The organism is Streptomyces sp. NPDC059957 (assembly GCF_042730015.1).
Lineage (GTDB): Bacteria > Actinomycetota > Actinomycetes > Streptomycetales > Streptomycetaceae > Streptomyces.
In genome coordinates, this window is record NZ_JBHWMB010000016.1 from 1 (window position 1) to 12,294 (window position 12,294).

The 12,294-nt window shown below is 68.4% G+C and carries 13 protein-coding genes; 5 read left to right on the forward strand and 8 right to left on the reverse strand.

Annotated features, from left to right (window positions below):
* Positions 1–85: 85 nt before the first annotated feature.
* From ACFWBW_RS13270 to ACFWBW_RS13290, 5 genes are all read right to left on the reverse strand, one after another.
* Positions 86–532: a TSUP family transporter gene (locus tag ACFWBW_RS13270; RefSeq protein ID WP_385371373.1), complete on the reverse strand. Its 447-nt coding sequence runs from the start codon at positions 530–532 to the stop codon at positions 86–88.
* 74 nt (positions 533–606) lie between these two features.
* Entirely contained in the window at positions 607–3,042 is a 2,436-nt protein-coding gene (locus ACFWBW_RS13275) for a WD40/YVTN/BNR-like repeat-containing protein (RefSeq protein WP_385371376.1), read from the reverse strand.
* Positions 3,043–3,082: 40 nt separating this feature from the next.
* Complete coding sequence (locus ACFWBW_RS13280) at positions 3,083–3,724, reverse strand: hypothetical protein (RefSeq protein ID WP_385371379.1); 642 nt, start codon at positions 3,722–3,724, stop codon at positions 3,083–3,085.
* A 201-nt stretch (positions 3,725–3,925) separates the two neighbouring features.
* A complete protein-coding gene (locus ACFWBW_RS13285; protein WP_385371381.1) occupies positions 3,926–5,080 on the reverse strand; it encodes a hypothetical protein in 1,155 nt (384 codons plus the stop codon).
* 132 nt (positions 5,081–5,212) lie between these two features.
* Positions 5,213–5,401, reverse strand: coding sequence for a DUF6381 family protein (locus ACFWBW_RS13290; protein WP_385371384.1), 189 nt, complete (start codon positions 5,399–5,401; stop codon positions 5,213–5,215).
* Between the two features lie 819 nt (positions 5,402–6,220).
* On the opposite strand from ACFWBW_RS13290, the gene ACFWBW_RS13295 reads away from it, so the two are divergent.
* The 3 genes from ACFWBW_RS13295 to ACFWBW_RS13305 all read left to right on the forward strand — a co-directional run bounded on the left by ACFWBW_RS13295 (position 6,221) and on the right by ACFWBW_RS13305 (position 8,926).
* On the forward strand, positions 6,221–7,234 hold the full coding sequence (locus tag ACFWBW_RS13295) for a hypothetical protein (RefSeq protein WP_385371387.1): 1,014 nt from the start codon (positions 6,221–6,223) through the stop codon (positions 7,232–7,234).
* Positions 7,235–7,369: 135 nt separating this feature from the next.
* Positions 7,370–8,077: an acyl-ACP desaturase gene (locus tag ACFWBW_RS13300; protein ID WP_385371390.1), complete on the forward strand. Its 708-nt coding sequence runs from the start codon at positions 7,370–7,372 to the stop codon at positions 8,075–8,077.
* Positions 8,078–8,083: 6 nt separating this feature from the next.
* Complete coding sequence (locus ACFWBW_RS13305) at positions 8,084–8,926, forward strand: alpha/beta fold hydrolase (protein ID WP_385371393.1); 843 nt, start codon at positions 8,084–8,086, stop codon at positions 8,924–8,926.
* Between the two features lie 112 nt (positions 8,927–9,038).
* On the opposite strand, the gene ACFWBW_RS13310 is transcribed toward ACFWBW_RS13305, so the two are convergent.
* A complete protein-coding gene (locus ACFWBW_RS13310) occupies positions 9,039–9,548 on the reverse strand; it encodes a hypothetical protein (RefSeq protein ID WP_385371396.1) in 510 nt (169 codons plus the stop codon).
* Complete coding sequence (locus ACFWBW_RS13315) at positions 9,545–10,060, reverse strand: universal stress protein (RefSeq protein ID WP_385371399.1); 516 nt, start codon at positions 10,058–10,060, stop codon at positions 9,545–9,547. The genes ACFWBW_RS13310 and ACFWBW_RS13315 overlap by 4 nt, the downstream gene beginning before the upstream one ends.
* A 287-nt stretch (positions 10,061–10,347) precedes the next feature.
* Between ACFWBW_RS13315 and ACFWBW_RS13320 the strand changes: the two genes are divergently transcribed.
* Entirely contained in the window at positions 10,348–10,725 is a 378-nt protein-coding gene (locus tag ACFWBW_RS13320; RefSeq protein ID WP_385371402.1) for an SAV_915 family protein, read from the forward strand.
* A gap of 13 nt (positions 10,726–10,738) precedes the next feature.
* Positions 10,739–12,079: a diaminopimelate decarboxylase gene (gene lysA / locus ACFWBW_RS13325; RefSeq protein ID WP_385371405.1), complete on the forward strand. Its 1,341-nt coding sequence runs from the start codon at positions 10,739–10,741 to the stop codon at positions 12,077–12,079.
* Here lysA and ACFWBW_RS13330 read toward each other — a convergent pair whose 3' ends face one another.
* Positions 12,080–12,253, reverse strand: a complete 174-nt coding sequence (locus ACFWBW_RS13330; RefSeq protein ID WP_385371408.1) for a hypothetical protein — start codon at positions 12,251–12,253, stop codon at positions 12,080–12,082.
* Positions 12,254–12,294 lie beyond the last annotated feature (41 nt).

Below are 12,294 nucleotides of genomic sequence, written 5' to 3' on the forward strand. Positions count from 1 at the left end.
ATCCACGGCCGAGTACTCACACCATCCCGAACGGCCGAATCGTCACACCGGTCACGGCTGACCAGGACATCTCACCAAGATCCTGTTACGAGCTCTTAAGGGGTCCGGACGTACCGCTGAATCCGGACGTCGCACCCGCGGCGAACGCCATCACCGGGGAACCGGCCCGCCGCCAGCGGGTGAGATCGAGCGTTTCGAGCAGGAACGCGGCTGCGAAGCCGGCGATGACCGCGAGGGTCACAGCCCGTTCGGGTGCAGAAACCAGCAACTTGGCCCCTAGGAAGGACCCTGCCGCGACCAGGACGATCACGACGAGGGCCTTGCGGAACGGGAGCGTCGCCCGGTAGGCGAAGACCTTGACCAGGTTGTTGGCGCCAAGAAGCAGTGCCGCCAGCGCCACCCCGGACTTGGTGCCGAGTACGAGCGCCAGGGTGGGAACAAGAATCAAGCTGCCGCCGAACCCGGCCGAAGCGGACAGTGTGAATGCGGCAGCCACAGCCAAGAACACTACTGGAAGCAGAAATGGCTCCATCAGTGCTCCTCAGTCCGTCGGACCGCAAAGTCAGCAGGATGCCCCCTCTTGCACCAGGGGCCCGCCCGGTTGCACTACGGGACCATCGACAGGTCGATCTGGAACATCCCGCGGCCGTGCGTCACACAGACCAGCGTCTCGTCCATCCAGAACAGGTCGTCGACCGAGCAGTTGGTCGGGCCCTCGTTCGTAGGCGACCAGCTCGCGCCGGCGTCCTCGCTGGCGAACAGCCCGACCTCGGTACCGCAGTAGAGCAGCTCCGTCCGCCGCGGATGTACCGCCACGGCCCGTACCGGGGCGAAGGGGAGCGCGGTGGCGAGGTTGGTCCAGTGCGCCCCGCCGTTCGTGGTCACCCACAGGTTGCCGCTCTCATATCCGCCGAACGCCACGTAGACGGTGCCCGGGTCCGTCGGGTGGATGGTGATACAGGTGCAGAAGCGCCGTGGCGTCAGCGGGTTCGGGCCCGTCGCGCCGACCCGCTCCCAGGTGGGTGTCGTCGTGGTGCCATCGGTGGTGCGGAAGATCAGACCTTTCGCGTGGCCCACCCACACCACGTCGGAGTCGCCGCGCGCTACCGCGATCGCGCTGATCTCCGTGCCGGCGTTGGGCTTGATCGCCTTCCATGTCGGCCCGGTGGTGAAGGTGTTGGGCTGCTTGGCGTTGTTCGTCCGCCACAGTGACATCCCGCCCGCGAGGATCCGGTTCTCGTCGTTCGGATCGAGCACGAACGGTGCGATGAAGAGCGCGTCCTCGTTCTTCGCATCCGTGATGCGGAACGGCACCTGTTTCCAGTCCCACTCGCCTGTCGCGGGGTTGAGGAACTGGCCGCTGATGTAGCGATCACCCTGGGTGTCGTCGGTGGTGGCGCCATCGGTGTTGCGGTGGATGTTCAGGAAGACGTATTCGCCGTAGAAGACGTCGGGGTCGGTCGGGTCGGAGGCGCACCAGCCGCCGTCCCCGCCGAAGAACGTCTGCCAGTCCTGGGTGCCGAGCGCCGGGTCGAAGGTGAGCGAGCCGTTGTCCTGCGCTCCGCCGATGATCTTTCCGCTGCCGGGGTGGCCCGCGCCGCTGTAGAACTGGGTGACGCCGTAGTTGTTCACCAGCTCGGTCCAGCCGTTCACGAACGGAGGCTGCGGCTCGTTTCCGACATCCGCCAGGTCTTCCGCCTTGAACACCCCGCCATCGTTGCCGAAGAACACCGTTCGGTTGCTGACCCCGTCGTAGGAAGGGTGCGAGACGATGGTGTGCTGGTCGGCGTGGGCCGAGCCAGGTTCCCACCAGGTGCTGATCTCGGCCAGGTGGTCGCCGCCGTCGGTGCTGCGCCACAGGTTGACGCCGCCGACCAGCACCAGGTCCGCGTCGGTCGGATCCCCGGCCCAGATAGTGTTGTCGTACCAGCCCTGCCTGCCCAGGTAGTCCGCCGGGAGGCCGCCCGGGGTCAGTATCGTCCTGCTCTGGTAGGTCTCGCCGCCGTCCCGCGACCTCCAGATCTGGCCGGTGGTCATCTGAACCGACGCATAGACGATGTCCGGGTCCCGCTCCGCGTAGGCGAGCTCGACCCGGCCGTTCCACGGCCCGTTGATCGCAAGGTCCCAGGTGAGTCCGCCGTCCCGGCTGAACCAGGCCGCACCGTCCTGCAGCGCCCCGGCGACCGCCTTGCTGCTGTCCTGCGGATCGAATCTGACGTCACCGAGCGGGTTGGTCAGCACGTTCGTCCAGGTTGCCCGCGCGGGATCGGCGCTGCGGAAGAGGCCTGTGGAGGTGGCCGCGAGGACAACCTCCCCGGACCGCGACACCGCGATCCGGCTCACGAACTGGAAGTCCGGGGTCTGGGTGGCCACGATCGGATTCCAGCTCACCGCGTCGGTCGTGAGGAAGATGCCGTTGCCCCGGATGGCGTCGAGATTTTGGAACGCCTCGCCCGTCCCCACGTACATCGTGGACGTGTCGGAGGGGTCCATCGTGATGCAGGAGCACGCGAGGTTCTCCAGGAAGTCGTCGGCGGGATCCCACTGCGCGCCGCCGTCCCCGGTGTGCCACACGCCGCCGCCGGCGCTCACGGCCCACATCCTGTCTGGTTGGACCGGGTGGATCACAAGGCCGCGCGTTCGCCCGCCGATGTTTCCGGGACCGAGCCATACCCAGTTGGCCGGCCGCACCCCCGCCGTCGGGGCCGGTCCTCCCGGGTGCCCTTGACCGTTCGAGCCGGTCGGGACGCCGGCGGTGACCGGTGGGGCCCCGTCACTCAGCAGAGCCATCCCCTGCTCGTAGGCCGTTCCCAGAGCGTGCGGTTGGACATTTCCGTCGTCGCTGCGCTCCTGCTTGAGGCGGAAGAGCCCACGAGACGTGGGCAGGTCGGGGTAGTCGAGACTGCGCAGTGCCCGCCGCACTGCGGCTTCGGGCAGTGCCTCAAGGGTCTCGTTCGTCGTACCCCGGGCTTCGCACAGCAACTGCACCTGCTCGACGCTAATGTGCTTCGACTGGGCCAGTTGTTCGTCAGAGATGGTCATGATGCACCACTGTCTGAGATGAGAACGTGTGTGGGTGCGGCTAGGGCGGAAGCTTGGGCGCCCGTCGCGTTGTCGCGTGGTCCAGTTCCACCTCCCACTTGACCGCGGCAGTGAGGGGATCCACTGCCCTCAGGACGATGGCGCCGGAGTCGGGGTGAAGGGCGAGCTCCACGCGCATGTCGCCGACTTGGCTCTGGTCGAGCACATCGGCGGCCGGCTGTGGTGGGGGAGCCGCCGGTGGTACGAAGGGGGGCACATCGGCGTCAGCCGGCTCCGGCTCGGCCTCCGCCACCGACAGCACCTCCACCGAAGGGCCCACCGCATCGACCCGCAGGGCGCCGTGTGCCTCGCGCGTCGATTCCTTCAGAACCTGTGCGCTCGGTGCGGCGCCACCGCCGTACCAGCTCCGGGCAACCCAGTAGAGCACCACGGCACGTTCTTCCGTCTCGGCGCGCAGGGTGAATTCGCGGGTGTCGTTGAGGGTGCAACGAGCCCATGGCGGCAGGTCCACCGGCTCCGACGCCCAGCGTTCCTCACCGGTCGCGGCATCGAGCACCACGACCACCAGCGTCGGCGACGAACCGATGCGCAGGGCCACGACCGAACCGGCGAGCAGAGCGCACGGCCTCAGACTGGGCCCGTGGCGCCACAGCAGCACGCCGCATTGCAGGTCCAAGGCCATCAGAGCGCCTTCGTTATCGTGTACGACGGCTTGTCGGCCGCGCGCATCGACCACGCCGCGCGGGACTCTCGCCATCCGGCCCCCAGGTCGGACATCGCAGGAAAGCGGCATGCAGAATCACGGGTCCGGGTCCCTGCCGCGTTCGCGCCACCGCAACGGGACCAAGAAGGCGTGGGGCCCGGCCGTGGGCCGCAGCTCCCTTCAAGCGTCCCTCCCCGCAGGGAGGGAGGCAACTCGAACTGCCTTCCCCCGCCACCAGACGAGGTCGGGCCGGGCGGCGAGGGTGTCGGGGTGGTCCGGGCCCAGGTGGTGGTCGGCGGTGTCGGTGAGGTGGTGGAAGTGGTCGATGGCAGCGGCCACTTGGCCGGCCTCGCCGAGGCTTCGACCGTTTCGGTCCAGCACCACATGGGCGTCGGGCCGGTACAGGGCGTCCCCTGCGCAGGAAGTCAGGGCGGTGGTGTTGGCACGGAGAACCTGGGCGAGGTCGGTGTCGCGTTCGGGGTCGGGCCAGGCGGCGGTCAGGGCGTCAGCGGCGGTGCGCGCGAGTTGGTCCTGCTGGTCGGGGGCGAGTGGGTCGCGTATGGCGCGTTGGATGAGCTGGTGGACGCGCACGGCCCGGTGCGGGGTGTCGGGGGTGTGGCCGACCAGGCTCAGGCGGTGCAGGGCCCGAAGCGCGCCGGGGCTGTCGCCGCTCGGGGTGGTCCGGTGGGCGGCAAGGTGGGCAAGAGCCTGGTCACGCGTCAGGACCTCTTCGGGGATGCCGTTTGGGTCGAGCATGGCGGTGAGCTGGAGCATGGGGCGGGCCAGGCCTGCGGGGCGGAGCTGGTCGGCACGGTCCAGGGACAGGGACCAGGCCGCGGCCACGGTGCTCGGCTGGTCATCGGGCAGGGCCCCGGGTTCGGGGAGCAGGTCGGGCAGTTGGCGGTCGGCGAGGCGGGTGCGGTAGGTGGCGGCGTCCAGGTGGGTGTCGGTGAGGTACACGGCGGCCCGGGACAGCGCGAGCGGCAGATGTCCGAGGTCGTCGGCGACGGCGGCGAGGACGTCCACGGCAGCCTGGGTGTAGGCGTCGATGACGGCGTGGCGGGTGGCGGCGGTGACCCACACCAGGAGGTCGACTTCGTCGTTGCTCCAGGCGTGGCGGGCGCGGTCGGCGGCGAGCTGAGTCTTGCCGATCCCGCCCATCCCGGCCAGGACCTGGCACACCACCGCTGTGCCCCCGCCCGCCACCGCCTCCCTCAGCGCCGACACCGCGGCACGGCCCTGAAAGCAGCCCGCCCGCACGGGCAGCACACCGACCTGGTGCGGAAACACCACCGGCTCCCGCCGCGGCAGCACCTGGGTCAGGCTACCGCTCACCGCGAGCGCGCCGGGCCCGGACCGCGACGACTACCGTCCGCTGTAGGCGCTGGACGAAAAGCACCGGCCGGCGTCTGGCTCACGCAGAGAGGATCGCGCGGGCAGCCACCGGCCGGTACAGGTGCAGGGTCGTCACATGGGGTCGACGTCCCCGCTGCCCCGCTCGCTCTCCTTCTTGCTCTGGTCCAAGATCCGGCGGGCCTTGTCCTTCAGCCGTTGGCGTTCCGCCGGGTCGGTGGCACGCTCCGCGGCCTGCTCGATCTTCTCCGCCTGGTCACGCATCTGCTTGGCACGGCTGCCGGACTCGCCTGCAACGCTCATGATCACTCCTGGGATCTGGGGGGAGAGCGGATGCCACCAGCGAAACAGCACCCCCACCCCTGCGCATCCCGAACGGTTACCCACCGCTATCCCCGCAGCACAGGCCAGGTGGAGAAGGTCACCCGGCCTTCTCAGCGGATGTGGCAGCTTCCCGAGCGAACGCCCCTCCGACCACCGCGCCCCCGTCCCCACCCCTGCCGCCTTCCGCCCCCACACGCCCGCGCCCGCGGTGGCAGGCGTACGAGTACGCGCACGGTGGCCTTCGCCATGGGCGCCCCGGTGGTCCCCAAGGCCGGAGTCTGAGATGCGAAGCTCCGGGTTCGGCCGAGCTGATCGCGCTCGGCTACGTCCGTCCCGACAGTTCGTGCGCCCGGCACCGTTCCGTAGGCCGGGCGGCGACGACGGGCTCGTCCAGAGTGCCGCCCTCCGCGGCCGCCCGATAGAGGCACGCGGCGCCGATATCAGGAAGACGCCAGCACAGCGAACTAATGTTCGCGGAATTTTGCAGCAAGCTTGACGTGCGAGCCACGGCGCGGTCTACTAGCCAGCTATCATTGTGTTTTGCATGTGCTGAACACGGCATAGTGGAGGACATGCGTGGCCCCCTCGCCACCCGTTGACGGGTATCGGTTCGAGATATTCCAATCAGAACCCTTCGTCTTGGCTCGCTTCCGCACCTATGGGTGGCGCACCAGCTGGCTGTTCATCGCCGCCCCCGCGAGCGTGATTCTGGCACTAATCCTTTCCGCCATCTACGGCCGACTTTCCATGCCGAACATAGATGGGCAGATATGCCGTGACGCAGCCACTCTATTTCACATGGGAAAGCTCAAATGCGCCAAAGAGGTCGCAGCCAGCACCAATTTCCCCCTTCTGCGCGATGTGCCCTCCATCTTCGTCATCCTTGCACTCACCGCCACCCCGTATATTGCGTTCCGCCAATGGAGCTCTCTTGAGGTTCTCCTTGTCTCAATGGTGCGCAGCGGGGCGCTGGAGACCCCCACTCTCGCCGATCGTGCGGCCATCCAAGCGGAGGTGGCTACGGCGAACAGCTACCTGCGCCGCCTAGGGCGTTCGGCGAAGGTGGTACTAGGGGTGTCGGCCGTATGCGTGCTTCTCGTGGTGATCGCCGAGAGCAAGCTGGGCGTGTACAGCATCTTCGGTTCTCCCGCGAAGGGCGGGAATGACTGGGGAGGGCAGGTGTACGCCCACTGGTGGGCGAGCTGGACGGCCGCGCCGGCAAGCTCGATCCTGTACTGGAGCATCGGTGCACTCGGCATCTACTTCATCCTCATCATGAACCTGGCCGGCAGTCGCGTTCTCGTGGCGTTGTGGAGACTCAGGAAAACGCTGCGCTATAAGGCAGACGTCTACAACCGCGATGGATACCACGGCTGGGCCGAGGCGCGCGGCGTCCTCCTTCCCACCTACACGGCCATTCTCCTTCACGGGTTTTGCCTGGTTCTGGTATCCATTTCGCTGCCTCAGCCCATCGGGGTGTGGGTGCTCCTGCCCATTCTTGGCCAATGGGTGCTCACGCTTCCCTTCTACCTGGGACTCCCCCCGCTCCTGACGCGTCGTGGAATCGTCGAGTTCAGGGGGCGGGAGACTGTCAGGCTCGGGCTCTATCTTCGACGCGTCGAGGACAACAGAAGCGCACTGGAGGCGGACCACCGCTATCACACTGAATGCGAGGCGATCGTTCAGCGCATCCGGAGGGTTTCCGCAATTAATTCGATGCCCTTCAATCGGCCCCGAGATGTCCTCCTCGCTGTTCTTCAATTGATGGCAACCGCTAGCGGTGTATACGCTCTCGTAATCCTGTGGTACTAAACGGCGGCTGCGCGAGGGGGAAGCATGCTTCGTGGCCATGAGGATCGCCTGGCGGATCTTTTCGACAACTATTCACGATCGTGGGGCCCAGTGCAGTGGCGCGAGTTATGCGCCAAGATTGAAGTAGGCCGGGACGTGGAACACGGACGTATGTTGTCCGCTCTGAGTCTGATCGAAGCAGACTCGGCGGTCATGCGCCGCAAGCTCGCCGCGACGCGAGCCGACCGCAGCAACCCCATCAAGCAATTCAACGTTCTCTGGCTTGCAGAAGAGGCCGAGCACGGTCGTGCTCTTCAGGCGGCCTCCGGGATGCTGCGGACTCGCGTGGCACAGCCGTGGACGCGCCCCGCCCTGCGGGACCTCCGGTCCGCGGCGACCTGGCCGGCACTCTACGTGTCGGGGTGGCTGGTCCCACACCTGGAAGCCGTCTACTGCACACTCGGCTCCATGCAGGAGTACATCGCCCTCACGACGTACCGGCACATTGGGAAAAGGGTCGGGGATCCGGCGCTCCAGGAGCTGTTGGAGTGCATCGCCCGACAGGAAGCACGGCACATGCGCTTCTACCGGGAGGCAGCCAAGGTACTGCTGGAACCCCCCCAGGCCCGCTGGGTAACCACGGCGCTCATGGCCCGGCTGTGGCGCCCGCCAGGTGTGGATCTGCTGGGACGTCGGGTATGGCTGGACGTGTTCGGCCCGTTGTTCACGGACGGCGTCTATGTACGCCAATTACTCAGGGTGGACGAAATTCTCGGCAACCTGACAGGGCACTGCGGTGTCCGTCCGATGCAGCGGTTCATCGATAGCGCCGTTCCTCTGCGCTGCGTGGCATCGACCGAGTAGGAGAGCATGGACAGCTTCACATCGGCAGGTATGAAATTTCCGCTCCTCGAGTTCGGACCAGGCGACGGGGAAGCGGTAGTCCTCTTGCACGGTTTCCCGGCCGACGCGCAGAGTTGGAAGCCAACGGCCAAAGTCCTGGCCGCAGCCGGATACCGGGTCCTCGTACCGTTCCAGCGCGGATACGTGGCCACCGCCCGGCCGAAACAGGTCGCCGCATACCGGCTGCGGGAACTGAGCGCAGACGTACTCTCGCTCCTGGACGCAGCCGGGTTGGAGCGCGCCCACATCGTAGGTCACGACTGGGGAGGCGGCGTGGCTTGGTACCTTGCGGACCGGCACTCCGAGCGCGTTGCCACCCTGACAGCAGTGGCGACTCCGCACCCCCGTGCTCTCGCCCAGACCCTGCTGACCAGCAAACAGCTGCTCCTCTCCTGGTACCTGCTGTTCTTCCAGATCCCGCGACTGCCTGAGTGGCTGCTGACCCGCAACAAAGCGCAGCTTGGCAGCAGATGGCTTCGCAAGTTGGGCCTGGAGGACCGCACCGCCACCAAGTACGCGCGGGCCTTCGCCAACGATCGGGCGTTGATGACCGGCGCCCTCAACTGGTACCGAGCCCTCCTGCTCGACGCCCCCTACGGGTGGGCAGCAAAGCCGGTGATTCCTGCAACCCTGTACGTGTGGGGCACCGCGGACAGCACGGTGAGTGCGAAGGCTGCTTGCTTGACGGCCAAGGGAGTAGTCGGCGCCTACACTTTTCACCGGCTGGAAGAAGCCACCCACTGGATTCCGGAGCAACACCCGCAAGAGCTGGCCGAGCTGATTCTCCAGCACGTGAGGACGCACAAATAGCGGCAGCCGACAGCCGTCGAGCCGTGGTGACTTCACCTCAGGAGCACCGGCCGGGCAGGCCCCGCCCACCAACACCATTTCCATGGAAGCCAATGCGCTGGAGACCCGTCGGCTATCCCAGGCCGGAGATCTTGAAGACGGTACGGGACGCTTCGCCGTCGATGAGACGCGAGAGTTGCCGGAGGGCCTGTCGGCCGTCGCGCATGGTTCCGTGGCTCAGGCTGGCTCGGATGTCCCGGTCCAGGACGTGCCACAGAGCTGGATTGGCTACGAAGACGCGGGGGTCCACCTCGGCGCGGTTGCCGTCGAGGTCCTCGAGGAGCAGCCGCTGGGCGATCCCGTTGTGCCAGGCCACCGAGGCGAGCCTGTCGGTGTGGACGTGGTGGCGGCGGACCAGGCCGCGGGCCGTGAGCAGCCCGGGGGCCGCCGAGACCTTGGCGGGCCACAGGACTGCGAGGAGTACGAGGCCAAGGCCGATCCACAGCGAGGCCCGGAGCATGCTGACGAAGCCCCCCGCAGTGTCCACGCCCACGAGCAGCAGCGGGAAGCCGGCCGCGATGCCGACCGCTGCCCTGGCTTCGCCGGCCCACTGGGTGTCCTCGGTGCCCGGCGGCGGGCTCACTGGGTCAACTCGCGCGCGTCCAGGGGCAGGTGCCACAGGTTGCGGCGGTGTGCGGCGTCCAGCTCCGCCAGGAGCGGGGAAGGCGGGACGGTCAGCACCGGGCAGGCGGCGTGCGCGAGGCAGTAGCGGGCCACCGAGGGCCGGATGAGGCGACGCAGCGGGGTACGTGATCCGGTGCCCACCACGAGGAGGTCGTCGGAGCGGGCCGTGTCCACGAGGGCCGCACCCGGTGTCGCCCGCACGGTCAGGCCGGCGAGGGCCACGCCTGGCCGCTCCGATGCGAAGGCCGTGTTCAGGACCTCGCGCAGCCGCTCGACGGTGGCGGCACGGCATTGCGCGAGTGCGGACACGTTGCACGAACTGCGGCTTCCGAGTTCGCCGCCCGGGGCCTGCCACGCCATGACGACCCGCAGCTCCGCATCGCGCACGCGGGCTTCGGCGGCTGCGCGATGCAGTACGGCGAGACTGCCCGGGGATCCGCTCACTCCGACCACGACTCTTGGCACAGCCACTTCCCTCACTTCTCCGTCGGCCGGATTCCATGAAAGGCCCCGCTGTGACGGCGGGGGTGGTTACTGACGGCCTCCTTACGCGGGAACCGGAAACCATGACGGGTTTCTGACGGCGCCCGGCCGCCCACCGTCAGTGATCCGTATGGACTCGACCGGTAGCCGTCAAGGTCGCGTCAGGGGGTGACCACAGGTGCCAGGAGGCGGGGATAGCTTCGATGTCGTGCCCCGGACCGCCTCCCCGCATCCGGGGCCTCCACTGCCACTCGTGGTTCCTCTGGGAGGGCCCCATGTGTTTGTTCCAGTACGAAGACGACGACCCGGAGCCTGAAGAACACGTCCCGGCCGGGCTCCCGACCCTGTACGTACCGGCACGGCCGGGAATCGCACAGGTGGTCGTGCGCCTGTTCCGCACCCCGCTGGGTGCTCGCACCGCCGTCGGCTTCACCACTGCGGAGCGGCTGACCGCCACCCTCGGCACGGAGCAGCCCTGGATCCGGCTCTCTGCGGCCGCGCTCCGCTCGCTGGCCGAACCGCTCGGAGCCTTGCTGCTGACCGTCGACCCGACCCTCACCGCTCCCGCGGTCACTGCGGCAATGCCGACCTCTCCGGTCACAGCCCCTGCCCCTGTTCCGCAGGCGGGCGAGCCCATCGTCCGGACAGCCTGAAGTGGGTCACGCCATGACCATCACCACGCTCCCGGAGATAGCGGCCGGCGCCGATGAACTGTCCATATGGCCCGCCTCCACCATTCCGCTCCCGCACGGAGGCCTGGCCGTCGGCGGGGTCTCGCTGACGGATATCGCCGAGCGGTTCGACACCCCGGCCTACGTACTGGACGAGGGCGAGGTCCGGGAACGCTGCCGCGCCTACCGGGACGCCTTCCCTGACACCACCGGCGACGTGCTGTACGCCGCCAAGGCGTTCCTCTCCCGCGCGATGGTGCGCTGGGTCCGGGAGGAGGGCCTCGGCCTGGACGTCTGCTCCGCCGGGGAGCTGGAACTCGCCGTCACCGCGGGCTTCCCGCCCGAGCGCATCGTGCTGCACGGCAATGCCAAGTCGCCCCGCGACCTGGAGGTGGCGCTGCGGCTCGGCGTGGGGCGGATCGTCATCGACAGCCCGTCCGAGATAGCCCGGATCGCCGCCGTCGTAGGCCCTGAGGGGCGCCAGAAGGTCATGGTGCGCGTCGTGCCGGGCGTCTCGGCCGGCGGCCACGACAAGATCCGCACCGGCACCGACGACCAGAAGTTCGGCCTGTCCCTCACCGACGGGGGCGCCCAGCACGCCATCGCCAAGATCCTGAGCCAGCCGCAGCTCCAACTGACCGGCCTGCACTGCCACATCGGCTCCCAGATCGCCACCATCGACGCCTACCAGGTGGCGGTGCGCCGCATGGTGAACCTGATGGCCGACATCCGCGCGTCCCACGGCGTCGTCCTGCCCGAACTGGACATGGGCGGCGGCCACGGCATCGCCTACCGGCCGGGCGAGCCCGCCCTCGACCTCACCGCGCTGGCGCGCATGCTCCGTACCGAGCTGGCCGCGAGCTGCGCCACCGTAGGGATGAGCGTCCCCCGCCTCATCATCGAGCCCGGCCGCGCCATCGCCGGGCCGGCCGGGGTCGCCTTGTACGGGGTGCTCGCCGTCAAGCACACGGGCGAGAAGGTGTTCGTCGCGGTGGACGGCGGCATGAGCGACAACCCGCGGCCCGCCCTGTACGGGGTGCGCTATGCGCCCCGGCTCGTCGGCCGGCACTCCACGGCCGGAGCCTGTACGGCCACGGTCGTGGGCCGCCACTGCGAGGCGGGCGACATCCTCGCCGCCGACGTGGAGTTGCCCGGCGACATCCACCCCGGTGACCTGCTCGCCGTCCCCGTGGCGGGCGCATACCAGTTGTCCATGGCCTCCGGGTACAACCTGGTCGGCCGTCCACCGGTCATCGCGGTCCACGACGGAGCGGCCCGGGTGCTGGTCCGGCGCGAGACCCTGGACGACTTCCGTAGCCGTGACGTCGGCGACTAACTACGGCCGGTACACGAGCTCGATCAGCATCGCCGCGATGACCGCCCAGACACCGATACCGAGCAGCCACAGAACGTTGAGAGCAGCGCCGGCGGCAATGACGGTCAGGCCGACCGCCCCGAGGACGAGTACGGTCCGGCGGATGGCGCGGTCGGGGCGCGAGCGAAGGGTCACGTGACTGAGAATCCCGCCGGGACCCCTGCCCTGGGGAGGTT

What these genes read in the sequence shown, in the direction of transcription:
- ACFWBW_RS13270 (WP_385371373.1), bottom strand. Translation starts at nt 532, where the DNA reads ATGGAGCCATTTCTGCTTCCAGTAGTGTTCTTGGCTGTGGCTGCCGCA.
- ACFWBW_RS13275 (WP_385371376.1), bottom strand. Translation starts at nt 3,042, where the DNA reads ATGACCATCTCTGACGAACAACTGGCCCAGTCGAAGCACATTAGCGTC.
- ACFWBW_RS13280 (WP_385371379.1), bottom strand. Translation starts at nt 3,724, where the DNA reads ATGGCCTTGGACCTGCAATGCGGCGTGCTGCTGTGGCGCCACGGGCCC.
- ACFWBW_RS13290 (WP_385371384.1), bottom strand. Translation starts at nt 5,401, where the DNA reads ATGAGCGTTGCAGGCGAGTCCGGCAGCCGTGCCAAGCAGATGCGTGAC.
- ACFWBW_RS13295 (WP_385371387.1), top strand. Translation starts at nt 6,221, where the DNA reads ATGGGAAAGCTCAAATGCGCCAAAGAGGTCGCAGCCAGCACCAATTTC.
- ACFWBW_RS13305 (WP_385371393.1), top strand. Translation starts at nt 8,084, where the DNA reads ATGGACAGCTTCACATCGGCAGGTATGAAATTTCCGCTCCTCGAGTTC.
- ACFWBW_RS13320 (WP_385371402.1), top strand. Translation starts at nt 10,348, where the DNA reads ATGTGTTTGTTCCAGTACGAAGACGACGACCCGGAGCCTGAAGAACAC.
- lysA (WP_385371405.1), top strand. Translation starts at nt 10,739, where the DNA reads ATGACCATCACCACGCTCCCGGAGATAGCGGCCGGCGCCGATGAACTG.